Raw genomic sequence first — 26420 nt, forward strand, 5'->3', positions numbered from 1 at the left:
ATCATCCGAGGTCGAGACGCAGGAGATCTTCCTCCGTCTCGCGCCGGACGATCACCCGCGCCTGGCCGTCGCGCACGGCGACGACGGGCGGTCGGAGCGCATGGTTGTAGTTGCTGGCCATGGAGCGGCAGTACGCCCCCGTGGCGGGTACGGCGAGGAGGTCCCCCGGGGCCAGGTCGGCCGGCAGGAAGGCGTCCTTCACCACGATGTCACCGCTCTCGCAGTGCTTGCCGACGACGCGGACCAGCATGGGCTCGGCGTCGGAGACGCGGGAGACGAGGGTGACGGCGTACTCGGCGTCGTAGAGGGCGGTGCGGATGTTGTCCGACATGCCGCCGTCGACGGAGACGTACGTGCGCAGCCCCTCGAGCGGCTTGATCGTGCCGACCTCGTAGAGGGTGAAGGCGGTGGGGCCGACGATGGCGCGGCCGGGCTCGACGGAGATGCGGGGCGCGCGCAGGCCGGCGGACTCGCACTCCCGGGCGACGATCTCGTGCAGGGCCTTGGCGATCTCGTGGGGCTCCCGCGGGTCGTCGGAGGAGGTGTAGGCGATGCCGAGACCGCCGCCGAGGTCGATCTCGGGGAGCTCGACGCCGTGCTCGTCCCGTACGGCGGCCAGCAGCCGCACCACGCGCTTCGCGGAGACCTCGAAGCCGGCCATGTCGAAGATCTGCGAGCCGATGTGGGAGTGGACGCCGAGCAGTTCGAGGCTGTCGTGCCCGAGGGCGCGCCGTACGGCCTCGGCGGCGGAGCCGTCGGCGACGGCGATGCCGAACTTCTGGTCCTCGTGCGCGGTGGCGATGAACTCGTGGGTGTGCGCTTCCACGCCGACGGTCACGCGGATCTGTACGGGCTGGCGCACGCCCAGCTCACGGGCGATGTGCGCGACGCGGGCGATCTCCTGGAAGGAGTCGAGGACGATCCGGCCGACGCCGGCGGTGACGGCCCGGGTGATCTCGGCCGCGGACTTGTTGTTCCCGTGGAAGGCGATCCGCTCGGCGGGCATGCCCGCGGCGAGGGCGGTGGCCAGCTCGCCGCCGGAGCAGACGTCGAGGTTGAGCCCTTCTTCCTTCAGCCACTTCACGACCGCCTTGGAGAGGAACGCCTTGCCCGCGTAGAACACGTCGGCGTCGGGCCCGAAGGCGTGCGCCCAGGCGCGGCACCGGGCCCGGAAGTCCTCTTCGTCGAGGAAGTAGGCGGGCGTCCCGAACTCCTCGGCGAGCGCGGTGACGGGCATGCCGCCCACGGTCACCACTCCGTCGCCGTTCCGCCGTACGGTCCGGGCCCAGACCTTCTCGTCGAGCGCGTTGAGGTCGGCGGGCGGCGGGGAGTAGTGGCCCTCGGGCAGGACGTCGGCGTGGCGGGGCCCGGCGGGGTGCGCGGAACGGCTCATCGGTATCTCTCTTCGCAGATCACAGGCAGTCAGGTGCGTCTATGCCGAGAAGGGCCAGGCCGCCGGCCAGCACCGTCCCGGCGGCTTCGGCAAGAGCCAGCCGGGCGCGGTGGGCGGCCGAGGGTTTCTCGTCCCCCTTGGGCAGGACGCAGTGCTGGAAATCGAGCAGCTCGTCGGCGACGCGCACGAGGAACCGGACGAGCTGCTCCGGCGCGCGCCGATGCGCGGCGGCCTCCAGCACGAGGGGGTACTCGGCGAGCAGCCGCAGCAGTTCGGGGGCGCCGGGTGCGGCGGGCCGGGTGGGCGCGGGGGGCCGGGCGGAGACGTCGGTCTCGGCGGGCCGGGTGGGCGCGGGGGTCTCTGCGGGTGCGGGGGTCTCCGGGGGCGCGGCGGTCTCCGGGGGCGCGGCGGTCTCCGGGGGCGCGGCGGTCTCCGGGGGCGCGGCGGTCTCGCCGGGCTCGGGGCCGAAACCGAGGCGGGCGGCGCCGCGGCCGAGGGCCTTGGCACGGGCGTGCGCGTACCGCACGAGGAAGAACTCGCTGGACTCGTCCTGGACGAGGAGTCCGGCCCCGAACTGGGGGGTCTCGCGGGCCGGAACGGCGAGCACGGCCCAGCCGGCGGCATCCCGCCCGTAGGCGGCGACCACGTCCCCGTCGCGGCGCGCGACGGGCGCGACGACGGGCGGCGCGCCGCCGTCCCCCCGTCCCTGGCTGCGCAGGATGCGTACGACGGCCTCGTGGACGGCGCGCCGGCGGAACTCGGCGGTGGGGGTCCAGCAGAAGGGCTCCACCTCGACGGCGTCGTCCGCGTACCCGTAGCGCGGTCCGCGCGACAGCACTTCGCGGACGAGGTCGGCGGCGGCGCGGGGGGCGAGGGTGAAGTTCAGGAACCCGGCGCCCGTGATCTCCACGCGCTCGATCCCGGGCTCCGCGGCCAGGCCTTCGGCGATCACCCGGGCGACTTCCGCGGGGGGCCGGCGGGCGGCCCGGGCGACCTGGAACGCGACGGGAGTGGCGTAGTCGCCCGCTCCGCCGGGCCGGGTCCGCTCGATGACGACCCGCTCGGGCAGGTCCGCCGCGGCCGGCAGCTCCCCGTCCTCGACGGCGCGGCGCACGGCGCGTGCGACGGTGCTGGAGAGGTCGGCGGGGGTCACGGGACCAGCCTAGGGGAGAAGCCCACCCATCCCGCGAATGGTTTCGCCATGTGAACAGGTGCCCGGCGCTACCCTCTCCCCCGCCCGGCCGGCGCACCCTTCCGCTCGCGCCGGTCCTTGCGCTCGATGAGCCGGCGTACGACCCGTACCAGCTCGGCGGGCTCGAAGGGCTTGGCGAGGAAGGCATCCACCCCGGCCTCGATCCCGGCCTCCACCTCGTACTGCGTACAGGCGCTCACGATGGCGAGGGGCAGATGCCGCGTCCGCGGATCGGCACGCAGCCGCGCGGCGGCCGCAAACCCGTCCAACCGGGGCATGACCACATCAAGGGTGATCAGGTCGGGGCACACGTCGTGCACGATGTCCAGGCATTCGGCACCATCGTTCGCGGTCACGACCTCGAAGCCCTCCAGCTCGAGATTGACCTTGATCAGCTGCCGGATGACCTTGTTGTCGTCGACAACAAGCACCCGGCCCGAGGCGCCTGACACAACTCGAGAGTAGGTCCGCCTAAGCCCCCGCGTCCGGGTTTTTGCCACTTCCACCCCCTCCGAGCGACCCGCGCCCCGAACCCCGGTAATCGGTTCCTGATCACCCCGCGGAAGCTGGTAGTGTTCAACCCGTCGCCGCAACGCGAACGACACGCCCCCGTAGCTCAGGGGATAGAGCAACGGCCTCCGGAGCCGTGTGCGCAGGTTCGAATCCTGCCGGGGGCACTTCGCAGGAAGTGCCCAAAGACCCCGCCATCAGCGCCTTCGCTGAGACGGGGTCTTCGCGTATGTGCAGCCATGTGCAAGGCCATGCAGCCCCCTGACAGCCCCTGCGGCCTATTCGCGGCCTGGACGCCTCCACAACTCCCCAGGTCAGCCTGGGAAACACGAAGGCCCCCGGGTTTCCCCAGGGGCCTCGGGCCACAACGGCCCACCTCTCACTCGTACTCGCGTAGCAGCTCCTCGATCCGCCGGTTGCCGACTTCCTGCCGGCCGTCGAGGCACTTGGCGTACCGGCCGAGCAGTACCTCCACGCTGTTCCCGGCTCGTGCCGCAACCTCGGTCGGGTCGACACCGGCGTTGAGCCAGGTGGAGAGCGCGGAGTGCCTCAGGTCGTATGGGCGCCGCGCGAGCGGAGAAGCTACGGCGGCCGGCGGCAGGGCCAGGAGCCGCGCCTCCTGCCAGGCCCGGTAGTACGTGGAGGAGGACACCACTCCCCCGCCCTCGCTGAAGAAGAGTCGCCCGTCCTCAGCGGTCCCGAAGGTGTCGATGTGCTCCTGGAGGACGGAGACGAGCTGGGGCGGGATCGGCACGCGCCGTACCTCCTCGGCGGGCCGGTTCTTGAGCCCGCGGTCGTCATGGCTCAGGCCGGAATCGGTCCACTGTCGCCCCACACTCGGTCGGGACCGGTTCAGTAGTGCCTCTCCCCAGCCGCAGGCAGGGAGGGTGAGATCCGACAAGGGGAGCCCCACTGCCTCGGCGGGCCGGAAGCCTCCGAAGTACATCCCGGCGAAGAGCCCGACCAGGCGCCGGCCGCGGGCCCGCTTGAAGCCGCCGACATAGGACACCGCGCACAGCAGTGACCGCGCCTGCTCCGGATTCGCCACGACACGGGGATCCACGTCGTTGGCCACCTTCGGCTTCTGCCAGCGAACAGCACCGAGCGGATTTTCCTGGAACTCACCGAGATCAACCGCGTAGTGCATGGAATTCACCAAGGTTCGCCGCTTCCGGTGAACGGTTTCCGCCGCGGCAGCTGTCCCATCCAGCTTGATCTTGAGGGAGTCGAGCACTGCACGCCCCACGACGGGATCCGCAAGATCTCCGAGGGGACGAGAGGCCTTGGACACCCAGTGAAGCGCGTTGGCGATCTCGTCCGGGATTTCTCGATCATCAGGCCCCGGTATGACGAATGCCCAGTTGCGCAGCGCTCGCCGGAGAACTCTCTCCTCGGGGCGACCGGGCCGGTCGTCCAACAGGGCCAGCGTGACGGAGGTCAATGATTCGTTGATCCCGTCACGGGTGTTCGGGGCGGCATGCGGCCACTTCATCGCGAGGTACTGCAACGCGAAGGAGTACCAGCTCAGGGACGCCTTGCGCTCTGCCATGGAGTCGGGAAGGCCCGAAACCGTGTCGAATTCCTCGCCGTCGCGCGTGGCGCGAAGCAGCTTCGACCTGAAACTGTCAGCGAGCGCTTTCGTCTTACGTGTCTCAGAGAAAGACAGCCCGGCAACCTTCCATCGCACCTCATAGGAGGGCCGTTTCCCGGGCTTGACCCGAATCGACCAGACCCGAACATCGGTGGACTTCACGCGGCAGCCCCTTCCCGGCTCCGAAGCCAGGCATGAAAGTCACTCCGCCAGACACGCAGCTCTCCGTTCGGCAGCGTGAATGCCTTGGGCGCCTTCCCGAGTTCACGCCACCGGTAGAAGGTCCGCCGCGAAATCCCCTTCAACTCGGATAGGACCTCCGCCGTGGTCATCAGCTCGTCCTTCACGTCACGTCTCCTTCCAAATCGAGCAGGGCTTCGCGGGCGGTTTCACGGTTGAGCTGGATGTCGCGGCGGATGTTGGCGGCGAGCCAGGACTCACCGGGTGTGTGGCCGTTGCCGGCGTAGGCCCAGTGGGCGACGACGAGGAGGGTGGCTTCCGGGTGGTCGTCGGGGTTGGGCAGGCCGAGGGAGGCGCGTTGTTGGGCGGCCCGGTAGTCGGCGCGTACTTGGCGTAAGGCGCCGAGGGTGGTCGAGTAGCTGCGGGATTTGGTGGAGAAGTGGCCGCGGAAGCCGAGCATGTGAGCCCAGGCCCGCAGGCGCCGTTCCGGGTAGGCCCTATCGAGGTCCATGCAGGCTTCCATCAGCCGCCGCGGGTGGTCGGGTACGGCGAGGAGGATCAGCGCTTCTTTGTTGCCCACGGGGTGGTCCACGGTGCCGGTCGTCTCGGCGGCTTTCGTCGCGTACTTGGCGACGTAGGAGGCGACCGCCTGCTCCGTTAGCTCTTCTCCGTTCCCGAAGGCGCCGATGGGCTGCACGTCAATCTGCTCGCCCCACTGGAACACCCAGTCGTGCTCGAAGCCGTGCTCCGGTGTGGCCGGCACGACGACGCGGACACGAGCAGCGGCGGCCCGGATGGAGTCGGTGAGCATGTCGAGGGTGGCCCACACAGGCGGTGGGCTGTCGAGCCCGTCCGGTCCGTCGAAACGGATCACGGCGTGGAAGTGGACGGCGCCGCGCTTCTGGTACTCGGCGACCTTGCCGAAGGAGACGCGGGACTGTTCGCGGGCGGCTTTCTGCGTGATCCCGGCGCGGGCGGCGATCTCGCGGCGGAGGTAGATCGTGAAGTAGCGCCACAGGTCGGAGGCGTGGTTGTTCCAGAGCACGGCGCCCGCGTAGTCGTACGTGGACGGGTCGAGCGGGGTGCCCAGTTCTTCAGCGTCTTCGGGGTGCCGGATGCCGCAGCGGCAGGGGCGGGTGCCGGGCCGGTTGTGGACCGGCCCGAACGACGGGGCGGTCAGGGTGGCGAAGACGCGGGGGTGATCCCGGATCGTTTCGGGGGTGCCCTTGGCGGGGTCTCCGACGAGTCCGGCGCGGATCAGGTGGTAGGTGTCGCCTGCGTAGGTCCAGGCGCAGGCGGGGCAGCGGGAGGCCCGGCGGTTGCCGCAGGCGATCCGGAGGACGCCGCCGGGTTCGGCGTCGGTCGTGTAAGCGTGGAGGACAGTCCGCGTGGCGGGGTCGAGGAGCTTGGTCCCGCCGGAGAGGCGGATGGGGGCGGCGCATCCTCCGGTGCGGCGGATCTGTTCATGGAGGCGGTCGAAGCCGGGGGCCCCGGCCACCCGGAGCAGGTCGCTCAGGGTGGCCGGGTCCAGGCCCGCCGCGGTGGCGGTGTCGGACAAGGCGCTCACTTCCCGGCGCGGACGAGGCCGGCGGAGATGGTGCGGCCGAGGCCCCGGCAGGCCGGGCAGTTGACGCGGATGGTGGTCCGGGTGCCGTCCGTGGAGCGTGTGCCGGTGGTGATCGTGGCGGTGGCGAAGCCGTCGCACTCGTGGCAGATGCGCGGCGGGGTCGAAGTGGTCTGGGGCATCATGAGGCTTCCCTTTCGGGTCCGTTGGATCTGGAGGGGTTCAGGCGCCCGGGGCGGCGGAAGTTTGGCGACCGAGGCCGTCCCGGGGGCCGCTTAGCGTGTGTGGCGCCTGCCGTGGCCCTTGGCCGCGTACATCGAGGAGTCGGCGGCGGAGAGCGCGTCGGTGAGCGCGGGCACCGGAAGGTTCGCGCGGTGGCAGTGGCCGACCGAGGCGGAGACCGGCAGGATGCAGCGGTGGTGCGTGACGGGCTGGTCCAAGGCGGCCCGGAGGGCAGGAAGGCCCGGGGTTGCGGCCGGGTCGGTGACGACTGCGGCGAATTCGTCTCCGCCGAGCCGGGCGGCGATTCCGTAGCGGCCGCACCAGCTGGACAGGCGGCGGGCGGTCGCGGTGAGGACCGCGTCTCCGGCGGCGTGGCCGTGGGTGTCGTTGACGGCCTTGAAGTCGTCCAGGTCAACCAGGAGCACGAGCGCGTTGCGGTGCTTGGCGATGAGGTGTTCGGCGCGGGCGGTCCATCCGGCGCGGGTGTGCAGGCCAGTCAGGGGGTCTCGGCGGGCGGTGGCCAGGCGGCGCAGGAGGATCCCGCCGTGGAAGGCCCAGCCCAGGGCCGGTAACCCCGCGGCGATGACGTGCGTGTCCATCTGCGTCACCGCCCCTTCTGGAGGTCCTTGACCAGCAGGCGCAGGACCACCGCGATCACCGCGACGGAGACGCCGGTGATGGCGACGGCGAGGAGCATCGAGACGAGGACGGCGCCGACCACGAGGACGACGGCGCCACCGCCGGCCGCCAGGACGATCGCGCTGCCCGGGGTGAGCTGGACCGTGGCACGGGTCGGTGCGGCCTGTGCGTGGTGGTCGCGGGACTTCAAGGAAGGCTCACGGTGCGACTCGGCCTCGGGGACAGCGACGGCGTGAGCGAGTGGAACAACGGTGCCGGTCGGGAGCGGGTTGACCGGGATGCGCGGTCGGAGCATGGCGGTTCTCCCTACTTGGTGATCGGGGCGAGGAACGGGGCGAGAGAGCTGTTGGCGAGGAGGAAGCCGCTGAGGAGGATCACGGCGACGAGCCACAGCGGCGGGCGGACGAGCTTGTAGCCGAGGACGCCGACGGCGATCAGGGCGAGCCAGAGCGGTACGTCCATGACGCGGGTCTCCTTTGCGATCAGCGCGGGTTGCAGCGGTGGGTTCGGGCGGCGAGTTCGGCGGCGGCGCGGGTGAGGTAGTCGGCGGAGAAGTCGCAGCCGGGGGCGGTACAGACGGCGGTGTGCTTCGTACGGCCCCGGCCGTCCTGGTGGCTGCCGACCCGCACCGGGCCGATGCGGATGACGTTGTAGAAGCGGTTCGGGCGCATGGATCTGTCCCCTTTCGAGTCAGGCGAGTTGGAGGGCGATCGAGTCCGCCAGAGCGGCGGGAACGCCGAGGCGGGCGCGGAGGGTCGCAGCGTCGATCGGGGTGCCGGTCTGGGCATGGTGGGCATCCGCGATCTTCCGGGCGTGGTCGAGCAGCGCGGGCGGAACGGGTACGGCAGGCGCTGCGGGAGTGAGTGTGGGATCCGGTGGGATGTCCTGCGGGGCGGGCGCCGCCGGTGGCAGCTCGGGAGCCGGTTCCGGGGCGCGTTCCACGGTCAGGTCAGGCAGCGCGGGTTCCTCGGCGAGCTCTGGCTCAGGCCGTGGATCCGGGGCCTGAGCGTGGGCGAGGAGGGTGCCGCCGAGGAAGGCGAGTGCCGGCCATCCGGCGACGAGGATGCGCAGCCAGGGCGGGACGTTGTGCAGGTCGAGCAGTCCAGCGGTGGCGACGTTGGCGCCGAGTGAGGCGACGAGGGCGATGGCGAACCAGAGCCACGCGTCGCGGTTGCCCGTATCGGTACGCATCCGGCGCCAGGCGGCGACCAGCAGCAAGTCGACGCTGACCGGGTAGGCCCAGGCCTTCCAACCGTCCTGCCCGGCGGCGGCAGCGAGATCGTGAAGGTGGGCGAAGGACAGGGCACCGGCGATGACGGCCTGGACGAGCACGGCGTCAGGACGGAGATTCCGGAACACGAGCCACCTCCTTTCAGGGGAAGTCGCTAGTTCGTGGCCGGAGTCGGCGTCGCCAGCGGTGTGGGTCCGGTGGATCCCGCCGGGGCGGGGACCACGGGCCGGAACGGGGCGAGGGTCGGGACGTCCGGGGTCCGGTGCGCGAACTGGGCACAGGTCGCGGCGGCCTCGTCGGCGCTCATCTCGGGCGTGCGGATTCGGGACCAGCCGCCAGAGCTATCGCCTGCCACGGCGACGCCGGGACGGTCGGGCGGGATCGCGGTGACGGCCATGACCGCGTCCGGAGCGATGTCGCCCAGGCCCATGTCGGCGGTCTGCTTGTCGTTGACGCGGTGGACGACGCGGCCGGTGAGCTGGGCGCGCAGCGTGGTGGCGCCCTTGCCGAGGTCGGAGCCGAAGCGCTGGCCGCAGATCTCCAGGTAGATGCCGGCCGCGCGGGCCATCTGCCCGAGGCGGATCATCTGCATGACCATCCGGTCCCGGCGCTCTTCGTCCTTCTTGCTGGCCACGAGGAACAGCTCCGCGACCTCGTCCACGAGCACCACCACGGGAACCGGCCGAACCTCCTCGGGCAGACCCCACAGATCGGCGGCGCCGTAGTCGCTCAGCAGGTCGAAGCGGGTCTCCATTTCGCCCACGAGCGCGTCCAGGAGCCCGGACGCCTCCTCAGGCGTAACGGCCAGCGCCGACAGCCGGGGCGCGTACACCTGCTGCTCAACACCGCGCTTGCAGTCGATCCCGACCAGCGCGACCCGTAGCCGGGCGAGACCCGCGACCAGGTTGCGCTGGTACATGGACTTCCCCGACTGGTTGGCGCCGAGCGTCAGCGCGTGAGGCACCTTCAGGTAATCCCGTACGAAGGCGGTGCCGTCTTCCCGCAGCGCGACCGGCACGGTCATCAGACCGGAGGGCCGCCGACGCGGCATCTTCACCCGGCGCAACACGTCGTAGCCGGTCATCCGCAGCTCAACGAAGCCCGGCCGGGTCTCGACCACATGGACGGAGTGGACACCCCAGGCGTGCCGCAGCCGTTCGGAAGCCGCGACCACGTCGGCGGGCTCCAGTCCGGCCGGAAGCCGCAAGGTCACCCGCATGCCGGTCGACGATCCCCGTACTCGGCGGATCTTCGGCGGTACGGGCTGCACGTCGCTGCGGCGGGCGACGTTGCGGACGAGGAACGCCCGCAGGCGGGACGGCTGGACCGTCAGCCCGCACACGTCCATGGTCGAGCGGTACGTCATCGCGAACCGCACCTGAGCCACCGGCAGCCCGACGACGGACCAGAACACGCGCGGCGCACGCACCTGGGCGTATCGAAGACCACCCGCACCGGCGGCCAGTGGGAGGCCGACCTCCCATAACGTCGACAGATCGGTCATGGTCAGACCCCGACCGTGAGGGCCACGGCGCGGAACGCAATGCCGTGCCGCATCTGACCGTTGGAGGAGTTCTCCCAGTCACGGGCCCTGAGACCGATCACCGATACCACCGTGCCCGGCGTCAGCCCCTGGGGGAGACCGGTCTCCGGAACGGTCACCTGGCAGAGGGTTCCCTCCCCATCGTCAGAGATCAGCAGGCCCACCGTGGACAGCCCGGCACCGGTCTCCCGGTCGATGGCGCGCTCACCGGTCTGCTTGCTCACGAGCTTCGGGGTCGGGGCCGTGGCCACGAACACCACGGCAGTCGACGTGTCCACCTTGAACGACGGCATCAGTACCTCCAGCGTTGTCGGAGCAGCCCGAAGAGGACTGCCGAAGCCCGCTGTCCTAGGACTGCGAGCGACTAAGGAGATAGTGCACCGCAGTCCTGGGACTGTCAACAGTCCTGGGACTGTGTTTGACTGATTCCGACGAGAGGAGTTCGAGATGGCGCCCAAGTGGCGGGAGCTGGCGGACAAGCTGGCGGAGCAGATCAGACGGGGTGACTACGCGCCGGGCCAGCGGTTGCCGCACATCAGAGACCTGGTCGATGCGGGCGAAGGCTCCAAGTCCACCGTCCATGCCGCCTATAAGGCGCTGGAAGCGGAAGGTCTGGTCACCTCCTCCCGGGGGCACGGGACTGTCGTGCGAGAGCAGGTGCCGCTGAAGCGACTCGGCATCGCCCGCTACGACAAGGTGAAGTGGCGTGACGGGGACGAGGTGGCGTTCATCGCGGACCGCGTGGCCTCGGGCCGGGCGTACCGCCGCAACGAGCAGACCCAATCGGTCAGCCTTGTCGAGGCACCTCCGGAGGCGGCGGCTGCACACGGCCTCCCGGCGGGCGCACAGGTCTACGCCCGTGCCCGGCTGGTGAAGGAGGGCGACCAGCCGACACACACGCTGACCAGCTACTACCGGCCCGAGCACGTGGAAGGTACGCGCCTGGTAGATCCGACCCCCGGTCCGGCCGGCCGAGGCGGCGGATTTCGCGTGCTGTACGACGCTGGCTACGAGATCGACCACATGAAGGAGCGGATCTTCGCCCGGACGCCTACTGCGGACGAGACGAGGCTTCTGCAGTTGCCGCCTGGCGAGCCGGTCGTGGAACTGCACCGGACGACCTACACGGCAGACGGCACCGTGGTCGAATACGCCATCGGGGTGCACGCCGCCTCGCGATTCGCCTGGGAGTACGACTTCAAGGTGCCGGACTCCGCGAAGGACAGGGAAGGCCAGGAGTGATCTCGACGCAGGACTGGGCGGACACGCGGCGCCTGTGGGCCTATCACCAGATGGGCCACACGCCGCGGCCGTGCTCCGTCGCGCTCGGGCTCGGCAGCCACGACCTGGGCGTAGCCGACACCGCAGTCGATCTGTACCGCACCGGCATGGCGCCCTTGCTCGTGTTCAGCGGAGCCACCAGCGCGACGACGCGAGAGCGGATGCCTCGCGGCGAAGCCGTGCACTACCGCGAGCGCGCTCTCGAACTCGGCGTCCCCAGCTCGGCCGTAATGGTGGAGCCGCGAGCCCGGAACACGGGCGAGAACATTCGCTTCTCCCGGCAGCTCATCGCGGAGGCCGGCATCGACGTGTCCTCTGTACTGCTCATCAGCAAGCCGTACGAAGAGCGGCGCGCGTACGCCACGGCGCGGAAGCTGTGGCCCGAGGTGGAGATCGTCAGCGCTTCCAGCCCGATGACGCTGGAGGAGTACGTCGATTCCATCGGTGACGCCCGCCTGGTGATCGACATGCTGGTCGGCGCGTTGCAGCGCCTACTGATCTACCCGGCGCAGGGCTTCATGATCAGCCAACCGGTACCGGACGACGTGACCGAGGCGTACGAGCGGCTGTGCCGACGAGGCTTCACGAGCCGACTCCTGCTGGACGAAGCGGGTCAGGCTCGGAGCCAGGCGCGCCGATGACGGGCCACGTCGTACACGCTTTCCACCTGCTCCGGGCTGAGCACACCGGTGAGGGGCCCGAGGGCCGACACCTCCCGTTCCTGATAGATCCGTACGGTGTACTGCGTCGCCGCACGCTGCAAGGACGCGATGCCCACGAAGACCAGGACCGGTTCGACGGGTACATCGAAGCCGCAGTACCGCCCGAGCACCTTTCGTACGTAGTCGGCCTCAGCCTTGCTCGCAACGGCGTAGGGATGCGGTGGCCCGCCGTTGACCTTGGCCATCGTGTCCCCGACCCAGACCGAAGCACCCTTGTGTGTCTTCGTGTTGATGCTGAACACACCGCCGGGACCAATCACCAAGTGATCGATGTCGCCGCCGTTGCTCTTCTCGACGCCGTGGAGGGTCCGCCAACCGAGCGGAGACAGGCGTTTCAGCTCTCGACCGACCCGCCGCTCGCCCGCGAGCCCGGTGTACCAGCTGTCCCACTCCGAGGACTGCCCCAGCAGCTTCGTCTTCCACCGTTGTGCCGTCGTTTCGCCTTGCGCGGCCAGTAGGCGCAGGATCCCTGCTCCGGGGCGGTTCCGTGCCAGGTCCTCGCTGGGCGAGAGGGGCGGGAGGGATGCCAACCGTTCCGGCCGGCGCCTTGGGGGCGTGGGCTCACGCTGCGGGAGAGACGGCGCGGGTGCGGATGCCTCGACGCGAAGTGAGGGGGTGGAGCCAACCGTGAGTCCGTCCCCGAGGTGTAGGCGGAGGAGGGCTAACGCCTCATCCCGATACTTCTGGACCTTGATCGTCACGGTCAGCGTCGCGCGATCTGCCCAGGCGACAGCCGTTCCGTCCGGCAGGTTCACGTAGAGCCGGTCCCTGCCATGCCTCTTCCACGGATTCACCGTGAGATCGCTCATCAGCCCCCCATGACTGCCGTCCCCATGGGTATGCCAGCAGTTGCTGGCCTGAGCGGCAAGACCACCTGGGCGGCTGGGACCTGTTACAGGTTTCTCTACCTCATCAAGCACCCGGCTGCGCTCCGCTCCGCCGGGCGGGCTTCCCGGCTCCGCTCGGGGCGACGCTCCTGCCTTCGGCCCGCTCCGCCCCCGCTGCGCCGACGCCCGCCCCTGCAAGGCGGGATAGGCCAAAAGGCATGAGCTGAACCATGAAGCCCGCGGGTTCCCTCCCTCACCGACATGCCTCCGGCGGGGGCGCTCCGACTCCGGGATGGACGGGGCGCCGCTCGCGGGTGCCGGCCGTGGTGGGCTGAGGTGGGGAACTCCCATCCCGTCCGCCATCGACCCAGGACAAGCCGAGCAGACACGGCACCGGGCGTCCAGGTCGTTCGTCCAGTTGGGCGCTCCACCTGGACGCCCGGCACCGCGCCCGCTCCACATGCGTGTGGGTCGACGGCAGACGGGATGGGAGTTGGGGGCCCTATGGCGGGGCAGCCAGCGGATCTTCGCCGTCTCGCCACATTCGGCACCAACAACCACTACTGTCGCGCCATGGCTGACGCATAGCTTGAGCAGATCGTCAGCCGAGCAAACACGGAGGGTCGGCTTTCCGTTGTACCCCGAACTCCAACATCCGACAAAAAGGTGCACCTGCCCTCTATAAATCAAGTCCGACCAGCTGGGGATATGCTATATGCGCGTACTCAAGAGCTTCCAGCAGGAGGAAGTTTCTGACGCAGTCATGGCGAAGTTTGCAATGGTGGCGCCAGTCCTCGAAGCCACACTTTATTCAGTTGCCATGGATCGCGTTCGGCGACTGGGTGGATATCCGGCTTGGACACTACAGGATCTTGCCAGGGAATTCAGAGAAGGGTTCGGCGACGCCGGAATCTGCTTTGAATTGGCGGTACACGAGGCCATCGCCAATCGCAACAGCCTGATTTGGCCTCTCGCGAGCGAGGTCCTGGAAGGATTCTGTGGAATCTCGGGGGGTGCTAACTCTATCCTCTTCGGCCCGGAAAAAGAGGGGAGGATTCCCATCCTTGAATCAATCCAGGATTCACTGACCGACGATTCACGAGTATATGTCGGAAACCGAGGTCAGCCGCCGAAGCTGAAGCGCTACATTCCGCAGATCTTCCGGGCATTCCATCGACACGAGGACAGGAACACCCTTCCCCGATCGATCAACGGGCTATGGAAGGCTGACCTATTCATCGGGAATCCTTCAGTCGACCGCTGGGTAGGCACAACCGTAAAGGTGAAGCCGGGCGCACTGGAGAGCGCCCAGGGGCTGCGAGTGGGGATCTACCCTAAAGCCAACGAAGCCGACGTCCCAAGAAGGGATGAAAAGCTCAACCTCATTCGCCTACCGCTGCCCTACGATTCCGCTTTCATGGAGCTCTACTATAAGAGCTTCTATCTCGTGCGAGCGTTCCTGAAGAGTGATGCGCGGGTTCCACCACCGGTACAGCTCCCAGACGCAGAGGACCGCTTCATCGTAAAGGAACTCGAAAGTCGGAGACAGTTCCCTATCCTCGATGTACTGTCGGTAATTCGCGAGATGGCTCAGCAGTCCCTGCTGCACTCTGAATCCATTGCGACCTTGAGGCCGACCGCCTCACTTTCACAGGAGGACGGCCTTACCGATTCTCCGGAAACCGGCATTGGATCGGAGTCCATCTCGATTTCGCCGGCGGCAATAACTGACTAGCCCTTTGACAGCTTAGCGAGAGGACCTGGGGCGACCCGGGCCCTCTCGCTCTTTGGCGACGGTGTCGCACTTAGGGCTACAGCCCCCTACTCTCCTTGGATTTATCAGGTAGATAGCCGCTGATGAATGGCCTCGGCCACAGCACGCGCCAGCCCCACGGGCACCGCGTTGCCGATCTGTCGCGCGATCTCGATTTTCGTCCCGTGCCAGAGGTAGTCCTCGGGGAAGCCCTGTATTAGTGCGGCCTCGTAGTGCGTAATGGGGCGGTCCTGCAAGGGGTGGAGATAGCGGCCCTTCTCTGGCTTGTAGAACTCGGTGCGGATTGTGACAGACGGCTGCCCCAAGGCGAAGGCCTCAGCCGTAGTCCATCGTTGGCCGCGGCCCATTCATGGACTGGCGGAGTGCCTTCAGCCGGTCTACCAGCCTCTGACCTGCTGCAACGCGTGAGACGCACGGGGCCTCCGGAGCCGTGTGCGCAGGTTCGAATCCTGCCGGGGGCACTCCAGCCAGACAGTGTGTAAGTGTCGCTGACCTGCTGAAGTGCCAAAGATGAAGCCCCGAACTCAGTCCCACTGAGTCCGGGGCTTTCTCGTTGTCTCTCACTGTTCTCGCGTGAGTGGTGCGTGAGCGCGAGCAGCTCACCCGGGCCTCGCCTGCCAACGCCGACGAGCTTGCAGTGCAGAACCCCGTTGCGACGCCCCCTCCACGCAGGGCATCGTCCACTACTCCACGAGCAACCAGGCGGGGCCGCCTTGCCCACGAGGGAAGAAGTCGTCAGCGCGGGAGCCGCGCAGGACGCCAACTCCATGGGTCGACTGTTCGCCGCGCTCTCCGCTCCGCAGCAAGCGACGTTGGCGAGCGTGGCGTCCCTCTGCATGACGCCCTTCATCTCCCTCGTCATCCACGAAGCCCGCGCAAAGATCGACATGACCACGCCCTCCCCGACCATGGAATTCTCGGCGGAAGCAGCGGAGGTTTGCGCCCGCTCCCGGAACAGCTTGAAGCTATTCGAAGACAATCAGCGCTGGGTGGTCGGCCAGCTCGAATTCTATCGAGACAAGATCATCGGAGCGCACTCGGATCACTTCCTGGGCAATACCTGGCTACGGCTGGCCAGGTTCCTCGAAGTGGACCTAAGTCTCCTCACCTACGACAACACCTTGATCTGCACAAGCCATTCAGCCGCGCTCCATATCGGGATGGAGCCAAGGCTCCTCCTGTCGGATAGCGGCGGGGCCTACGCCCTGTCTATCACGCAACAGATGGGCCGCCGCCTGGGAGCCCTGGGGGCATCGACCAACGCTGACGGCCGCAAGACGTTCGCTAGTCACGCGACAGGAAGAGCCCTGAACGACTCGGAGGTCAGGGCGGATCAGTGCTATCAACGCGCGTTCGGCGGACACGAAGAACCCGCGTTTAGCGGCCTCCTGACAGACTTTTAGGCCAAGGTGAATTTCATGTCACCTCTACCGGCCATGGGAGCCGATCCCCTGGACCTGGGATACACCGTCTTCAAGATCCGCTATGTCACGCTCCATCACGTTCTGGCAAGCCTCACTCGACTCGGCGCCGATCAATCTCAGACGATCTCAAACTCGTCCAGAGCCGCCATAGAAAGAATTACCGGAACACCCGAGGCAACGGCGGTAACGGACGGTGGCACCAGAGGCTTCCGCAACACCCTGGTGCACTACGACCCCAGGTCGGCGGCGTCATCCCTAGAAATTTCGGAACCGCTCTTCGGCCTCGTCCCTTTCTACTTCCCTGACCATGACTACAGTTCGCTCAGCGCGCTGGTCGACCGGTGCGCGCATGCCACGGCTCAGGGGCTGAACGACTGGGCGGGATACCGCTGAGTTGGGAGGGAAGGCGCCTTCCCTCCCAACTCAGCGCTAGATCCACCCCATCGCCCGTTCGATCCTTCTGTTGTGGTGTCCTCCTCGCTGTCGTCGAGACAGCCCGCGTAGTTGCGGTGGATGACCTCCGGGGAGTTACCCGCCCGGCGGGCCACCTCGGCCAGGGGCAGGCCGGCGCGGAGCCAGTTGGTGATGCACGTCGACCGGAGGTCGTACGGGCGGCGTGCGACGGCCTCGGCCGCCCGCGCGTCCAGCGGGGCGCCTCGCTCTTCGGCCCGGGCGAGGAACGAGTCCAGGTCAAGGAGAAGTGGCGTGGCGGTGGTCATCCCGGAGGCCTAGCGACGCGGCACAGCCGCCCGTTCCACAGTTGAGATCCGGGACGGCGAACGGGAGCGCGACGTGCGAAAGCGCATGTACGCCATCGATGGCATGCACGCCGCCACCGCCATTCAGTTCGCCCGGCCCTGTCACCGTGCTCACCTCCACGCCGATGGCCCTGACGGCGCTGTGCGGCGGTCGGGCACCGTCATCGAGGTCTGACCCACGCGTCCTAGCCGGCCGAGGTGAGTGCGGAGGCCAGCGCGCGGGCGCTCGCGGGGACGCCGCGGGCCGGTTCGCCGTGTACGGGGTGGGCCTGGTCCAGGGTGGGCAAGAGGCTCGGGGCGCGGTCGGTGGGGGCGCGATCGAGGAGCGTGGTGCCGGTCTCGGCCTCCTGGGTGGGGGCGTAGCCGGCCGTGCGGAGGGCTGACAGCGTCTCCTCCGGCGGGGCTGTGGAGATCAGGACCGTGGGGGCGATCCTGCGCAGACGGAGTTTGGTCAGGCCGCGGGCCTGGGCCACCTCGGCGATCAGTCCGGTGTCGTCCGAGCGGATACAGCAGGCCGAGCGGACGACCTTGAGTTGTCCGTGGGTCCGGGCGGTGTCCTTGATCGTGTAGGCCAGTGGTTGGGGGAGGGGGGTGTCGCGCTCGCTTGCCGCCGTGAGGCGGTCGAGGAGTTCGTCCGCGCTCCAGCCGGCGTCCAGGGCCCGGCGGATGGAGGTTGCCGTGATGCGCCAGACCACCGCGTGGCCCTCGGACTCGATGTCGCCGACAGCGGAGAGCAGGTCGGCGAGGGCGGGCGCGGGCGCGCCGGTGACCGTGGCGGTCAGGTCGCTCTGGAACCGGGCTTTGTCGCTGGGCTCGGGCACCGCTGCGTACAGCTCCTCGCGGAGGGTGGTCACCGCCTTCGCCAGGGTGGGGCGGAGGGCGAGGTCTTCGCCCAGGCCCTCCGAGCCTCGGGCGGACGCGTCGGCGCCCGCGCCGGGCACTGCCGGGTAGTGGTGGGCGGCTCCCGCCTCCAGCAGCTGGCACAGGGCCCGCCCGGCGGGGGTGAGCGCTCCGTGGGCCACCACGCCGAGCAGGGCCGCCTCTGCCAGGGTGGCTGCCATGCGTTCGAGGACTTCGTCCAGGCCGGTCAGCTCCCCCGTGGCGTCCGCGGCCAGGTGAGTGCGCAGGGCGGGCTGGAACCATGCGGCCAGGGAGAGCAGTTCGGTGTATCCGCGCGCGTTCGCTGTCAGCCCGTGTCCGTCGGGGAGGACGGCGAGCGCTCGTAGGATCCCGGTGCGGAGGGTCACGGCGTCCTCGTCCTGCGCACTGATGAGCGCGACCGGGGTCTCCTCGGGGTCCGGCCAGTGGCTGAGTACTGCGGGGACCACGGCCCAGGCGGCCAGGAGCGACAGCAGTTTGCCCGCGGGCGGAGCGGCGGCCCAGGCGTCGTAGCGGTCGCTCGGCAACAGCCGGGCGGAGGGCTTCGGGGCCTTGAGGTTCCGGTGGCCGCGGGAAGCGGGGGCCGGTTCGTCATCCTGGGGCGCGGCCAGTCCGGCGTTCACCGCGAGGTCCAGCCACAGCCGGGTGGCGGCCTCATCGGCCCCGGCCGCCTTGGCCAGCCGCCGGGTGTCCCGTACGGCGATCCCGCCCGCCTTGCGGATCGCGACCGGCTGGGCGGCCAGCGCCCGCAGGACGAGTTCGGCCCGCCAGGCGGCCGCCGCGGCGGCCGTGCCGCCCTCGCCCTCCCAGCCGGACGGCAGCGGCGCGGTGGCGGTGAACGGCTCCGGTTCCAGCCGGGGGCCGGGCGCCGCGCCCTCATCGCGGAGCGCACGGGCGACCTCGTACGGAAGTTCCACCAGGTCGAGGCCGGAAGGGATCAGCAGTCCGCGCCCGGCCAGCCAGTCGGTGCCCTCGTCGCCGCTGCCGCCCTCCCGGAAGACGTACTTGGCGTCCGGGCCCGCGTACTGCGACCCGTACCGGCCGACGAAGCAGTGGGTTCGCAGCAGCGGCGGCCCGGGTACCAGGTGGTCCAGCAGCTCCAGCGCCCGGACCGGGGCGTCCGCCACCAGTGCCCGCACCCGGGCGGGATCGGCGAGCAGAGCGGTGATCAGCTCCTGGGCCTGGTCGCGGGTACGGGCCGCCCCCTCGCCGAAGAGGGTTGCGGCGACCCGCTTGACCTCGGGGGCGTTGTAGGCGGTGGTCAGCAGCCGGTCGGCCGTACGCCCGTAACCGTCGAACGCGGCGGCGCGGACGTGCAGCAGTGGTGGGAGCGCCAATCGGCCCTTGGGCGCGGGGAGCAACAGCGCGCGCTCCCGCAGTCGGGTGAGCGTGTGTTCCGCCCGCTGACGCTTCTCCCCCGGCTCGAACCAGGCCAGTACGTCCCTCTCGGGCACCAGTCGGTCCGTGGGCTCCACCGCGGCAACGAGCTTCTGCTGTTGCCAGGGATACCGGGGCCCGTCCTCGGCCTCGCCACCGGCTACGGGGCCGTGCCGCTCCAGGGCGAGGGCGGCGATGGAAGCGAGCAGCTCCAGCTCTCCGGCGGTGCCCGCCATCAGGCCCTGGCCCACCGACTCGTCGGTGAGCAAGTGTTCGGCGAGCTCGCGGAGGGTGGTGATCCGTCGGTACCCGGCGGCGAGCGGCAGATCCCGCTCCTCCAGCAACGCGGTCAGCCGCTGAGGATCCAGGGTCCCCAGCCATTTCACAAGGGCGGTACGCGCATTCACCCGGCCAGGCTAGCGCCGTCCGGTCACCCCGCGGGGGTGAACCGGGCCCGCGCTCGATGAGCGGAATCCCGCCTTGCAGGAAAACCGGCCAGAACCGCAGGTGCGGATCAGGGGTTGCCGTGGAAGCCCTTCACCTTGGCCGTCAGCGCGGAGTCGCGGACCCTGACGGAGGACCTGGTCGTTCGCCGTGCGGTCGAGCTCGGTTCGTCGTCCTGCCCTGTACCGGCTCCGAAACTCCGCTCGCGCTTTCGTAGCCGATCAGGCCCAGCCGTTGCGGCCCGCCTCTTCCTGCTCGATCTGTGCGTGCCGTTCGATGACCGCTGTGCCGGCGAACTCCACGTACCCCTTCGGAGTCTTGTTGTGCGCGGCCGCCTTGAACACCACCATCTATACGGCGAGTTCGCGCTCCGAAGCGGTCAACGCCCGATGCGCCGCCGATACCTCCAACAGCGCTTTGTGGCCCTGTGTGCTGCCGACGGGCACCGTGTGGTCGACCCGGTGGTCTCCGCAGTAGCGCACCCGGCCGTTGTCCGGGTCGAACACGTCGTGCCAGGGCGTATCGGCCGTTCCCGCCTTCCACGGTCTGGAGCGGATCAGGATGGCCGGACGACGCTCCTCGCCCCGGGCTTTGACCTTGGCGATCGGATGGATGCCTCTGCTCAGCTGAATCGCTGCGAGAGCCCGGGAGCGGATCTCTGTTCCGGGCCGACCGCAGCACCTGACCGACACGCAACTGCACGTCATGGATTCCCGGTTCACACGCCCCTCTGACAGACGCGGTGGGGCTCTAGGGGGGTGCGAGTGGGGGTTGAGGGGGGTGTGGGATGGTCCGGGCGCTTATTTGAGGCGTTCAAGGAGGCGGCATGGTTACGGGGACCGGGCTTGTCGAGCGGGCCGGGGAGTTGAGGGAGTTGGCGCGGCGGCGGGCCGCCGATGCGGAGGAGCAGCGGCGCCTCACTCCCGATGTGGTGGCGGGGGTGCTGGGTGGCGGGTTCGCCCGGCATTTCGTGCCCGTCGGGTTCGGCGGGGTCGAGGGGACCTTCCGTGAGTTCGCCGACGCCGTGGCCGTCGTTGCCGAGGGGTGTGCCGCCGCCGCCTGGTGTGCCTCCGTGGCCTCCAGCCTGGCCCGGGTGGCCGCCTGCCTGCCCGTGGAGGGGCAGGCGGACGTCTGGGGCGGAGGGGCCGACGCTTTCGTCGTCGGGTCGCTTTCGCCTCTCGGGAAGGCCGTGCCGGCGCCCGGTGGGTGGCGGGTGTCCGGGAGCTGGGCCTACATCAGCGGCGTGGACTATTCCGACTGGGTCGTGGTGTGCGCCCTGCTTCCCGACCGGACGGGCGCGCGGTTGTTCGCTCTGCCCCGGGGGGCCTACGCCGTCAAGGACACCTGGACCGGATCCGGCATGCGGGGCACCGGGAGCAATACGGTCATCGTCGATGACGTGTTCGTACCCGAGTCGCGCAGTGTGGACCGGCAGCGGCTGTCCGACGGCCACACCGTGCCGATCCAGGCCGTCAACGGGCTGTCGTGTGCGCCCGCGGCCCTCGGGGCCGCGCGCGGGGCGCTGCGGCTGTGGACCCGCGACACCGCGCAGCGGCTGGCGCGGGGCGCCGGGCGGGTGGGGGGTCCCGGGCCCGCCCTGAGTACGTACGAGGCCGTCCTGACCCGCAGCTCCGGTGAGATCGATGCCGCGGCGCTGCTGCTGGAGCGGGCCGCGCACGTCGCCGACCGGGGCGCGCGGATCACCGAGGCCGAGACCGCCCGCAACGTGCGCGACTACGCCCTGTCCACCGAACTCCTCGTCGCCGCCGTCAACCGGATGTTCGCCACCGCCGGCACCTCCGGGCAGAGCGTGGAGAACCCGCTGCAGCGGGCCTGGCGCGACGTGAACTCCATCGCCACCCACATCGCCCTGAACTTCGACCCGGCCGCCGTGCTCTTCGCGTCGCGCCCCTTCGCCCTGGAGGCAGCATGACCAACGTCCCTACCCGATACCTGGGTGAACTGGCGGTCTCCGCGCAGGGCCTGGGCTGCATGGGCATGAGCCACGGCTACGGCGCGACCGACGACGCGGAGTCGGTCGCGACCCTGCACCGGGCCCTCGACCTCGGGGTGACCCTGCTGGACACCGCCGACTTCTACGGCAGCGGGCACAACGAGGAGCTGATCGGCCGGGCCGTCGCCGGGCGCCGCGACCGGGTCGTGCTGGCCACGAAGTTCGGCTTCGCCAACCGGCTCGGCGAGCCCACTCTCGTACGGGGCGACGCCGCGTACGTACGGCAGGCCTGCGAGGCGTCGCTGCGCCGCCTCGGGGTGGACCACATCGACCTCTTCTACCAGCACCGGGTCGATCCGTCCGTCCCGATCGAGGAGACCGTCGGCGCCATGGCCGAGCTGGTGCGGGCCGGGAAGGTGCGTCACCTCGGCCTGTCCGAGGCCGGCGCGCAGACCATCCGGCGGGCGCACGCGGTGCACCCGATCGCCGCGCTGCAGAGCGAGTGGTCGCTGTGGTCCCGCGACGTGGAGGCGGAGATCGTCCCGGTCTGCCGCGAGCTCGGTGTCGGGGTGGTCCCGTACGCGCCGCTCGGGCGCGGGTTCCTGACCGGCCGGTACGGCTCGGTGGAGAAGCTGGCGGAGACCGACGTACGGCGCGGGCATCCGCGCTTCGCCGACGGCAACCGCGAGCGGAACCTGGCGATCGTCGCGAAGCTGGACGAGCTCGCCGCGGCCAAGGGGGTCACCGCGGGCCAGCTCGCGCTCGCCTGGGTGCAGCACCGGGGCGAGGACGTCGTGCCGATCCCCGGCACCCGGCGCCGGCGCTACCTGGAGGAGAACCTCGCGGCCCTGGCCGTCGAGCTGTCCCCCGAGGAGCTCGCGGCGATCGAGGCCGCGGCCCCGCCCGAGGAGATCGCCGGCACCCGCTACGACGCCACCGGGCTCACCTTCGTCAACGGCTGAGCCCGGAGCCCGCGAGCCCGGAGCCCGCGAGCCCCCTCCCGTCCGGCTGTCCGGCTGTCCGCCCGCCTGCATACGCGCAGGCGGGCGGACGTGTATGAGAACTTCATGTCCGGTCGTGCAGCCGTCACTGGTCGCCCGCTCAAGGCTGCTGCGATGCTGAGTCCATGGAATTCGGAGTTCTCGGACCGCTCGAAGCCCGTATGCACGGCATGTCCATCGCACCGACCGCCGGAAAGCCCCGCCAGATCCTGGCGCTGCTCGCCATCCGCGCGGGACGTGTCGTACAAGTGGAAACGCTGATGGCCGAATTGTGGGGCGACGCAATTCCCCGCAGTGCGGCCACCACGCTCCAGACCTACATCCTCCAATTACGCCGGAAACTCACGCAGGCCGGCGTGCATCAGCAATCCGGCCGGAGCGCCAAGGACGTATTGGCGACCTGTTACGGGGGCTACCGGCTCGCCCCCGAGGAATTCTCCCTCGACCTGCTGACGTTCCAGCAGCTGGTCCGCGCCGGCGGCCGGACGATGGCCGAGAACGACCCCAGGACGGCCTCCGAGCAGCTCGGCCGCGCCCTGGACCTGTGGCGCGGCCCGGCCCTCACCGACGTACCGGTCGGGGAGGTCCTCGCCACCGAGGTCATCGGCATGCAGGAGGAACGCGACTGGGCGCTGGAGATGCGCCTCGAAGCCGACCTCAGCCTCGGCCGGCACGCGGAGATCCTCGGCGAGCTGCGCATGCTCGTGAGCCGGCAGCCGCTGCACGAGACGCTGTCCGCGCAGCTGATGACCGCCCTGTACCGGGCCGGGCACCCCTGGCGTGCGCTGGACGCCTTCCAGGCGCTGCGCCACGCGCTCATCGACGAGCTGGGGGTCGAGCCGTCGCCGCGACTGCAGCGGCTGCACCAGGCCATCCTGGCCAACGACACCGGTCTGCAGGTCCCTTCGGCCACCCTGCACGCGCTCTCGGCCTAGGTGTGTCGTCAAAGCCCCACGAGGGGCTGCGGCCGCGACGAAGAACATACGAACGGCGAAGCTCCTGGCGGACACGGTGTCCGCCAGGAGCTTCGCCGTCGCGGCGGTTCAGTGGTGGACCGCCAGCCGGCGGTCCGGCTCCCACCTGCCGAACTCGCCCTGCTGGTACAGGGCGGCCGCGCCCGGGAACGTCTCGCTCTCGTCGATCCGGCCGATGAGCAGCAGGTGGTCGCCCGCCTCCACGGTCTCCACGAGCGTGCAGCCGGCGTAGGCCACCGCGTCCTCGACGAGTACGGGGACCCCCGCCAGCCCGCCGCGCCAGGCCACTCCGTCGAACTTGTGCTGCGCCTTCCCGGCGAAGGTCAGGGCCGTGTCCCGGCCGCGGTGGGCCACGAAGTTCATCGCGAACACCCCGGAGGAGAGGATCGCGGGCAGGGTCCTGGACCCCTTGCCCACGCACAGCAGGAGCAGGGGCGGGGCCGCCGACACGGCGGAGAACGCGTTGCAGGTGAAGCCGGCCGGTTCGCCGTCGTCGCCGCGCGCGGTGACGATCGCTACAGGGGTCGGAAACGAACCGAAGACCTTGCGGAAGGTATCCGTGTCCAGCATGAGGGCCACTCCGTCGATTCAGGCACGGGACTTTCCCGCTGCATGCCACGCACTATCGGTCAAGTGGCTTGAAACCGTCTGGACGAGAACTCGGCCGGAACCCAAGCGTCCCTCGAGCCGCCGTGCCGCTACGCGGGCTCGTCCACGGAAGTGACGAGACCCGCGGCCGCCAGATAGCCGACGATGTCCTCGGTCACCTGCGGCGGCAGCGGCAGGGCGGCCGAGACCGCGGTGAGCGTGGTCGGCCACGCGAGGGTCATCGCCACCCATGCCGCCTCCTGCCGGTGCAGGACGACGCGGTGCGGGGAGCGGTCGGACTCCAGGACGCATCCGGTGCCCGACTCCGGCACGGTGAACGCGACGTGCCGGGGCAGGCATACGCGGCGCTCGCCGGCCGGCCGGATCAGGACGAACGACGCCGCGGAGGACAGCGGGACCACGGACAGCAGCGGTCCCTTCAGGTCGTCGACTCCGAGGGTGCGCACCACGAGGTGCGACAGCTTGCTGAGCGCCGGAAGCGTGAAGGGGCACTGGTCCTCGGGCCCGCTCAGGGCATTGGCCAGCAGGACCGGCCCGAGCTCCATCCTCCGCAGCACCTCGCGCACCGCCGGGCTGGGCCGGTCGAGCCGGTCCTGGCCCCAGCGGCTGGTGAGGAGGAGTACGTCGGCGCCGGCCCCCTGATCGACGATCACGTCCTCGGACAGCGACCAGAGATGGAAGGTCTGGACACCCCCGGTCGTATACCGCATGTCGCACCTCTCTTCCGGGCGGAGGGTTTCACGAGTATGGCCGCGCGCCCGAGCCTCACGACAGGCCGTGCGCCATACGGCCACCGTGAATTCCTCATGCCGCCCCCGAGGGCCCTTCACCCGGGCCCGTTCGGGATGTGTGGACGCGTGGCGATCAGGAACGGACGGAGTGCGGGGCTCCTCCCCCGGTCCGGCCGAAAACGGCGGTCACCAGCATCGCGGCGAGCGCGAAGGCACCGGCCACGGCCATCGCCAGGCGGGGGCCGTTGGAGTCGATGATCAGCCCGCCGATGAACGAGCCCACGCCGATGGCCCCGTTGAAGGCGGCGACGTACAGCGACGAGGCGGCCTCGCTCTCCTCGGGGACGAGCCGCATGACCCAGGTCTGCAGGGCGACCGGGAGCGCCGCGTAGAGCACGCCCCAGCACACCAGCATCGTGATGACGAGCGGGGCGCCGGCTCCGCCCGCGTACATCACCGCCATGACGACGGCCAGCAGGCCGGTGCAGGCGATGATGCTCGCCCGCAGGGCCCGGCCCACGACGGCGCCGGCCGCGAAGTTGCCCGCCAGTCCGGCCGCGCCGAAGACCAGGAGCAGCGCGCCGATGAGGGACTCCCGGACGCCGGTCACCTCCTGCAGGAAGGGGGCCACGTACGTGAAGGCGAGGAAGTGGCCGCTCATGATCAGCGCGGTGACGCCGACCGCGACGCGCAGCGCGCGGTGGCGCAGTACGTGCAGCAGCGCGGCGAGGCTGCCGCTGCCCTTGGCGGGCAGGGCGGGCATGAACAGCAGGCTCGCCGCCAGGACGAGGAAGCCGAGGAAGCCCACGCACACGAAGGCCGCGTGCCAGCCGGCGGACTGGCCGACGGCGGTGCCGAGCGGGGTGCCCGCGACGGAGGCGAGGGAGATCCCGCCGAGGACCACCGAGGTCGCGCGGACGGCGTGCCGCTCGGGGACCAGGCGTACGGCGATCGAGACGGCGATGGACCAGAACACCCCGTGCGCCAGGGCCACGATGAGGCGGGCGGTCAGGAGCAGCGCGTAGCCGGAGACGGCGGCTGCCATGAAGTTGCCGACGACGTAGAGGACCATCAGGGCGACGAGCAGCCACTTTCGGTCCACGCGCCCGGTGAGCGCGGTCAGGGGCGCCGCGGTCGCCGCGGCGAGCACGGCGAAGCCCGTGACGAGGAAGCCCGCCGAGCCGAGCGAGACCTTCGTGCCCTCGGCGATGGACGGGAGCAGGCCGATCGGCAGGGTCTCCGTGGTGACGAACGAGAAGACGCCGAGGGCCAGTCCGACGACGGCCAGCCAGGACCGCCAGGCCGGGCCCGGTGGAGCGGCGGCCGGGGGGCCCTGATGCTCCGTCACCGAGGGCGTCGTGCTGCTCGGACTGGTCACGCTGGTGGACATGGCTGCTCCCGTGTCGAGGAATGTGCGCGAGGCGTGAAATAGCGCCGCGTGGCGCCCGGAATTCAAAAAGGCAGAAAGTTCCGTCGGTGAATTTTCCCGCGCCCGCATCTGCGGAGGAAGTGCCTCCGGCTCCTGGTGGTGGCACCAACCGGATAAGTACGCCCCGGCAATCGGGGCGCGGCTCGGGTAGCTTTTCTGGCGTCTTTCCCC

31 protein-coding genes and 1 tRNA gene are annotated in these 26420 nt (G+C 69.9%); 9 read left to right on the forward strand and 23 right to left on the reverse strand.

Features of this window, described 5'->3' with window-relative positions; genetic code table 11:
• Nucleotide 1: 1 nt before the first annotated feature.
• The 3 genes from lysA to K7B10_RS14455 form a co-directional block, all read right to left on the reverse strand.
• Nucleotides 2-1393, reverse strand: a complete 1392-nt coding sequence (gene lysA / locus K7B10_RS14445) for a diaminopimelate decarboxylase (RefSeq protein ID WP_229336451.1) — start codon at nucleotides 1391-1393, stop codon at nucleotides 2-4.
• Between the two features lie 19 nt (nucleotides 1394-1412).
• A complete protein-coding gene (nrtL, locus tag K7B10_RS14450; RefSeq protein ID WP_229336452.1) occupies nucleotides 1413-2546 on the reverse strand; it encodes an ArgS-related anticodon-binding protein NrtL in 1134 nt (377 codons plus the stop codon).
• Between the two features lie 68 nt (nucleotides 2547-2614).
• On the reverse strand, nucleotides 2615-3085 hold the full coding sequence (locus K7B10_RS14455) for a response regulator (RefSeq protein WP_229336453.1): 471 nt from the start codon (nucleotides 3083-3085) through the stop codon (nucleotides 2615-2617).
• Nucleotides 3086-3190: 105 nt separating this feature from the next.
• Between K7B10_RS14455 and K7B10_RS14460 the strand changes: the two genes are divergently transcribed.
• Nucleotides 3191-3262, forward strand: a tRNA-Arg gene (locus K7B10_RS14460).
• Between the two features lie 212 nt (nucleotides 3263-3474).
• Here the strand turns inward: K7B10_RS14460 and K7B10_RS14465 are convergent.
• The 11 genes from K7B10_RS14465 to K7B10_RS14515 form a co-directional block, all read right to left on the reverse strand.
• Nucleotides 3475-4848: a tyrosine-type recombinase/integrase gene (locus tag K7B10_RS14465; protein ID WP_229336454.1), complete on the reverse strand. Its 1374-nt coding sequence runs from the start codon at nucleotides 4846-4848 to the stop codon at nucleotides 3475-3477.
• Entirely contained in the window at nucleotides 4845-5018 is a 174-nt protein-coding gene (locus tag K7B10_RS14470; protein ID WP_229345042.1) for a helix-turn-helix transcriptional regulator, read from the reverse strand. Before K7B10_RS14470 ends, K7B10_RS14465 begins: the two co-directional genes overlap by 4 nt.
• Before the next feature lie 11 nt (nucleotides 5019-5029).
• On the reverse strand, nucleotides 5030-6424 hold the full coding sequence (gene repSA / locus K7B10_RS14475; RefSeq protein ID WP_229336455.1) for a replication initiator protein RepSA: 1395 nt from the start codon (nucleotides 6422-6424) through the stop codon (nucleotides 5030-5032).
• Between the two features lie 5 nt (nucleotides 6425-6429).
• A complete protein-coding gene (locus K7B10_RS14480; protein WP_372481410.1) occupies nucleotides 6430-6615 on the reverse strand; it encodes a hypothetical protein in 186 nt (61 codons plus the stop codon).
• Nucleotides 6616-6705: 90 nt separating this feature from the next.
• Nucleotides 6706-7251, reverse strand: a complete 546-nt coding sequence (locus K7B10_RS14485; RefSeq protein ID WP_229336456.1) for a GGDEF domain-containing protein — start codon at nucleotides 7249-7251, stop codon at nucleotides 6706-6708.
• A 5-nt stretch (nucleotides 7252-7256) separates the two neighbouring features.
• On the reverse strand, nucleotides 7257-7586 hold the full coding sequence (locus K7B10_RS14490) for a SpdD-like protein (RefSeq protein WP_229336457.1): 330 nt from the start codon (nucleotides 7584-7586) through the stop codon (nucleotides 7257-7259).
• Nucleotides 7587-7597: 11 nt separating this feature from the next.
• Complete coding sequence (locus K7B10_RS14495) at nucleotides 7598-7753, reverse strand: hypothetical protein (protein WP_229336458.1); 156 nt, start codon at nucleotides 7751-7753, stop codon at nucleotides 7598-7600.
• Nucleotides 7754-7773: 20 nt separating this feature from the next.
• Nucleotides 7774-7962, reverse strand: coding sequence for a mobile element transfer protein (locus tag K7B10_RS14500; RefSeq protein WP_229336459.1), 189 nt, complete (start codon nucleotides 7960-7962; stop codon nucleotides 7774-7776).
• 19 nt (nucleotides 7963-7981) lie between these two features.
• Nucleotides 7982-8650, reverse strand: a complete 669-nt coding sequence (locus tag K7B10_RS14505; RefSeq protein ID WP_229336460.1) for a DUF2637 domain-containing protein — start codon at nucleotides 8648-8650, stop codon at nucleotides 7982-7984.
• A gap of 26 nt (nucleotides 8651-8676) precedes the next feature.
• On the reverse strand, nucleotides 8677-10026 hold the full coding sequence (locus K7B10_RS14510; RefSeq protein ID WP_229336461.1) for an FtsK/SpoIIIE domain-containing protein: 1350 nt from the start codon (nucleotides 10024-10026) through the stop codon (nucleotides 8677-8679).
• Between the two features lie 2 nt (nucleotides 10027-10028).
• Nucleotides 10029-10358: an SCO3933 family regulatory protein gene (locus K7B10_RS14515; protein ID WP_229336462.1), complete on the reverse strand. Its 330-nt coding sequence runs from the start codon at nucleotides 10356-10358 to the stop codon at nucleotides 10029-10031.
• Nucleotides 10359-10512: 154 nt separating this feature from the next.
• On the opposite strand from K7B10_RS14515, the gene K7B10_RS14520 reads away from it, so the two are divergent.
• Complete coding sequence (locus K7B10_RS14520) at nucleotides 10513-11307, forward strand: GntR family transcriptional regulator (RefSeq protein WP_229336463.1); 795 nt, start codon at nucleotides 10513-10515, stop codon at nucleotides 11305-11307.
• On the forward strand, nucleotides 11304-11987 hold the full coding sequence (locus tag K7B10_RS14525) for a YdcF family protein (protein WP_229336464.1): 684 nt from the start codon (nucleotides 11304-11306) through the stop codon (nucleotides 11985-11987). Before K7B10_RS14520 ends, K7B10_RS14525 begins: the two co-directional genes overlap by 4 nt.
• Here the strand turns inward: K7B10_RS14525 and K7B10_RS14530 are convergent.
• Nucleotides 11960-12877 carry a nuclease-related domain-containing protein gene (locus K7B10_RS14530; protein WP_229336465.1) on the reverse strand — a complete coding sequence of 306 codons (918 nt, stop codon included), beginning with the start codon at nucleotides 12875-12877 and terminating at the stop codon, nucleotides 11960-11962. The genes K7B10_RS14525 and K7B10_RS14530 overlap by 28 nt on opposite strands.
• A gap of 733 nt (nucleotides 12878-13610) precedes the next feature.
• Between K7B10_RS14530 and K7B10_RS14535 the strand changes: the two genes are divergently transcribed.
• The gene (locus K7B10_RS14535) at nucleotides 13611-14630 is read left to right on the forward strand and encodes a hypothetical protein (RefSeq protein WP_229336466.1); all 1020 of its coding nucleotides are present in this window, start codon (nucleotides 13611-13613) and stop codon (nucleotides 14628-14630) included.
• Nucleotides 14631-14734: 104 nt separating this feature from the next.
• Here K7B10_RS14535 and K7B10_RS14540 read toward each other — a convergent pair whose 3' ends face one another.
• A complete protein-coding gene (locus K7B10_RS14540; protein ID WP_229336467.1) occupies nucleotides 14735-15016 on the reverse strand; it encodes a DNA cytosine methyltransferase in 282 nt (93 codons plus the stop codon).
• A gap of 420 nt (nucleotides 15017-15436) precedes the next feature.
• Here K7B10_RS14540 and K7B10_RS14545 point away from each other — a divergent pair, with 420 nt between their 5' ends.
• The gene (locus tag K7B10_RS14545) at nucleotides 15437-16072 is read left to right on the forward strand and encodes a hypothetical protein (protein WP_229336468.1); all 636 of its coding nucleotides are present in this window, start codon (nucleotides 15437-15439) and stop codon (nucleotides 16070-16072) included.
• Between the two features lie 15 nt (nucleotides 16073-16087).
• Complete coding sequence (locus tag K7B10_RS14550) at nucleotides 16088-16486, forward strand: hypothetical protein (protein WP_229336469.1); 399 nt, start codon at nucleotides 16088-16090, stop codon at nucleotides 16484-16486.
• Here K7B10_RS14550 and K7B10_RS41250 read toward each other — a convergent pair.
• The 4 genes from K7B10_RS41250 to K7B10_RS14565 all read right to left on the reverse strand — a co-directional run bounded on the left by K7B10_RS41250 (nucleotide 16453) and on the right by K7B10_RS14565 (nucleotide 20273).
• Nucleotides 16453-16812 (reverse strand): hypothetical protein, encoded by a 360-nt coding sequence (locus K7B10_RS41250; RefSeq protein WP_308284579.1) that lies wholly within the window; start codon nucleotides 16810-16812, stop codon nucleotides 16453-16455. The two genes, K7B10_RS14550 and K7B10_RS41250, sit on opposite strands and share 34 nt — an antisense overlap.
• Nucleotides 16813-17036: 224 nt before the next feature.
• Complete coding sequence (locus tag K7B10_RS41255; RefSeq protein WP_229336470.1) at nucleotides 17037-19514, reverse strand: helicase-associated domain-containing protein; 2478 nt, start codon at nucleotides 19512-19514, stop codon at nucleotides 17037-17039.
• Nucleotides 19515-19772: 258 nt separating this feature from the next.
• A complete protein-coding gene (locus K7B10_RS40835; RefSeq protein ID WP_267501393.1) occupies nucleotides 19773-19901 on the reverse strand; it encodes a hypothetical protein in 129 nt (42 codons plus the stop codon).
• Nucleotides 19902-20273: a hypothetical protein gene (locus K7B10_RS14565; RefSeq protein WP_229336471.1), complete on the reverse strand. Its 372-nt coding sequence runs from the start codon at nucleotides 20271-20273 to the stop codon at nucleotides 19902-19904. It lies immediately after the preceding gene.
• A gap of 104 nt (nucleotides 20274-20377) precedes the next feature.
• Between K7B10_RS14565 and K7B10_RS14570 the strand changes: the two genes are divergently transcribed.
• From K7B10_RS14570 to K7B10_RS14580, 3 genes are all read left to right on the forward strand, one after another.
• Nucleotides 20378-21484, forward strand: a complete 1107-nt coding sequence (locus tag K7B10_RS14570; RefSeq protein ID WP_229336472.1) for an acyl-CoA dehydrogenase family protein — start codon at nucleotides 20378-20380, stop codon at nucleotides 21482-21484.
• Nucleotides 21481-22467, forward strand: a complete 987-nt coding sequence (locus K7B10_RS14575) for an aldo/keto reductase (RefSeq protein WP_229336473.1) — start codon at nucleotides 21481-21483, stop codon at nucleotides 22465-22467. Before K7B10_RS14570 ends, K7B10_RS14575 begins: the two co-directional genes overlap by 4 nt.
• Before the next feature lie 164 nt (nucleotides 22468-22631).
• Complete coding sequence (locus tag K7B10_RS14580) at nucleotides 22632-23441, forward strand: AfsR/SARP family transcriptional regulator (RefSeq protein ID WP_229336474.1); 810 nt, start codon at nucleotides 22632-22634, stop codon at nucleotides 23439-23441.
• A gap of 108 nt (nucleotides 23442-23549) precedes the next feature.
• Here K7B10_RS14580 and K7B10_RS14585 read toward each other — a convergent pair whose 3' ends face one another.
• The 3 genes from K7B10_RS14585 to K7B10_RS14595 form a co-directional block, all read right to left on the reverse strand.
• A complete protein-coding gene (locus K7B10_RS14585) occupies nucleotides 23550-24050 on the reverse strand; it encodes a flavin reductase family protein (protein ID WP_229336475.1) in 501 nt (166 codons plus the stop codon).
• Nucleotides 24051-24178: 128 nt separating this feature from the next.
• A complete protein-coding gene (locus K7B10_RS14590; protein WP_229336476.1) occupies nucleotides 24179-24799 on the reverse strand; it encodes an NADH oxidase in 621 nt (206 codons plus the stop codon).
• 154 nt (nucleotides 24800-24953) lie between these two features.
• Nucleotides 24954-26210 carry an MFS transporter gene (locus K7B10_RS14595; RefSeq protein WP_229336477.1) on the reverse strand — a complete coding sequence of 419 codons (1257 nt, stop codon included), beginning with the start codon at nucleotides 26208-26210 and terminating at the stop codon, nucleotides 24954-24956.
• Nucleotides 26211-26420: the final 210 nt, after the last annotated feature.

It is taken from the genome of Streptomyces flavotricini (assembly GCF_020639365.1).
Taxonomy (GTDB): Bacteria; Actinomycetota; Actinomycetes; order Streptomycetales; family Streptomycetaceae; genus Streptomyces; species Streptomyces flavotricini.

Excerpts from the sequence above, each read along its gene's own strand:
- lysA (WP_229336451.1), bottom strand. The coding sequence starts at position 1,393 with ATGAGCCGTTCCGCGCACCCCGCCGGGCCCCGCCACGCCGACGTCCTG.
- K7B10_RS14470 (WP_229345042.1), bottom strand. The coding sequence starts at position 5,018 with ATGACCACGGCGGAGGTCCTATCCGAGTTGAAGGGGATTTCGCGGCGG.
- K7B10_RS14480 (WP_372481410.1), bottom strand. The coding sequence starts at position 6,615 with ATGATGCCCCAGACCACTTCGACCCCGCCGCGCATCTGCCACGAGTGC.
- K7B10_RS14485 (WP_229336456.1), bottom strand. The coding sequence starts at position 7,251 with ATGGACACGCACGTCATCGCCGCGGGGTTACCGGCCCTGGGCTGGGCC.
- K7B10_RS14490 (WP_229336457.1), bottom strand. The coding sequence starts at position 7,586 with ATGCTCCGACCGCGCATCCCGGTCAACCCGCTCCCGACCGGCACCGTT.
- K7B10_RS14495 (WP_229336458.1), bottom strand. The coding sequence starts at position 7,753 with ATGGACGTACCGCTCTGGCTCGCCCTGATCGCCGTCGGCGTCCTCGGC.
- K7B10_RS14500 (WP_229336459.1), bottom strand. The coding sequence starts at position 7,962 with ATGCGCCCGAACCGCTTCTACAACGTCATCCGCATCGGCCCGGTGCGG.
- K7B10_RS14510 (WP_229336461.1), bottom strand. The coding sequence starts at position 10,026 with ATGACCGATCTGTCGACGTTATGGGAGGTCGGCCTCCCACTGGCCGCC.
- K7B10_RS14515 (WP_229336462.1), bottom strand. The coding sequence starts at position 10,358 with ATGCCGTCGTTCAAGGTGGACACGTCGACTGCCGTGGTGTTCGTGGCC.
- K7B10_RS14520 (WP_229336463.1), top strand. The coding sequence starts at position 10,513 with ATGGCGCCCAAGTGGCGGGAGCTGGCGGACAAGCTGGCGGAGCAGATC.
- K7B10_RS14530 (WP_229336465.1), bottom strand. The coding sequence starts at position 12,877 with ATGAGCGATCTCACGGTGAATCCGTGGAAGAGGCATGGCAGGGACCGG.
- K7B10_RS14535 (WP_229336466.1), top strand. The coding sequence starts at position 13,611 with ATGCGCGTACTCAAGAGCTTCCAGCAGGAGGAAGTTTCTGACGCAGTC.
- K7B10_RS14540 (WP_229336467.1), bottom strand. The coding sequence starts at position 15,016 with ATGGGCCGCGGCCAACGATGGACTACGGCTGAGGCCTTCGCCTTGGGG.
- K7B10_RS14545 (WP_229336468.1), top strand. The coding sequence starts at position 15,437 with ATGGGTCGACTGTTCGCCGCGCTCTCCGCTCCGCAGCAAGCGACGTTG.
- K7B10_RS14550 (WP_229336469.1), top strand. The coding sequence starts at position 16,088 with ATGTCACCTCTACCGGCCATGGGAGCCGATCCCCTGGACCTGGGATAC.
- K7B10_RS41250 (WP_308284579.1), bottom strand. The coding sequence starts at position 16,812 with ATGACCACCGCCACGCCACTTCTCCTTGACCTGGACTCGTTCCTCGCC.
- K7B10_RS40835 (WP_267501393.1), bottom strand. The coding sequence starts at position 19,901 with ATGGTGGTGTTCAAGGCGGCCGCGCACAACAAGACTCCGAAGGGGTAC.
- K7B10_RS14570 (WP_229336472.1), top strand. The coding sequence starts at position 20,378 with ATGGTTACGGGGACCGGGCTTGTCGAGCGGGCCGGGGAGTTGAGGGAG.
- K7B10_RS14575 (WP_229336473.1), top strand. The coding sequence starts at position 21,481 with ATGACCAACGTCCCTACCCGATACCTGGGTGAACTGGCGGTCTCCGCG.
- K7B10_RS14580 (WP_229336474.1), top strand. The coding sequence starts at position 22,632 with ATGGAATTCGGAGTTCTCGGACCGCTCGAAGCCCGTATGCACGGCATG.
- K7B10_RS14585 (WP_229336475.1), bottom strand. The coding sequence starts at position 24,050 with ATGCTGGACACGGATACCTTCCGCAAGGTCTTCGGTTCGTTTCCGACC.
- K7B10_RS14590 (WP_229336476.1), bottom strand. The coding sequence starts at position 24,799 with ATGCGGTATACGACCGGGGGTGTCCAGACCTTCCATCTCTGGTCGCTG.
- K7B10_RS14595 (WP_229336477.1), bottom strand. The coding sequence starts at position 26,210 with ATGTCCACCAGCGTGACCAGTCCGAGCAGCACGACGCCCTCGGTGACG.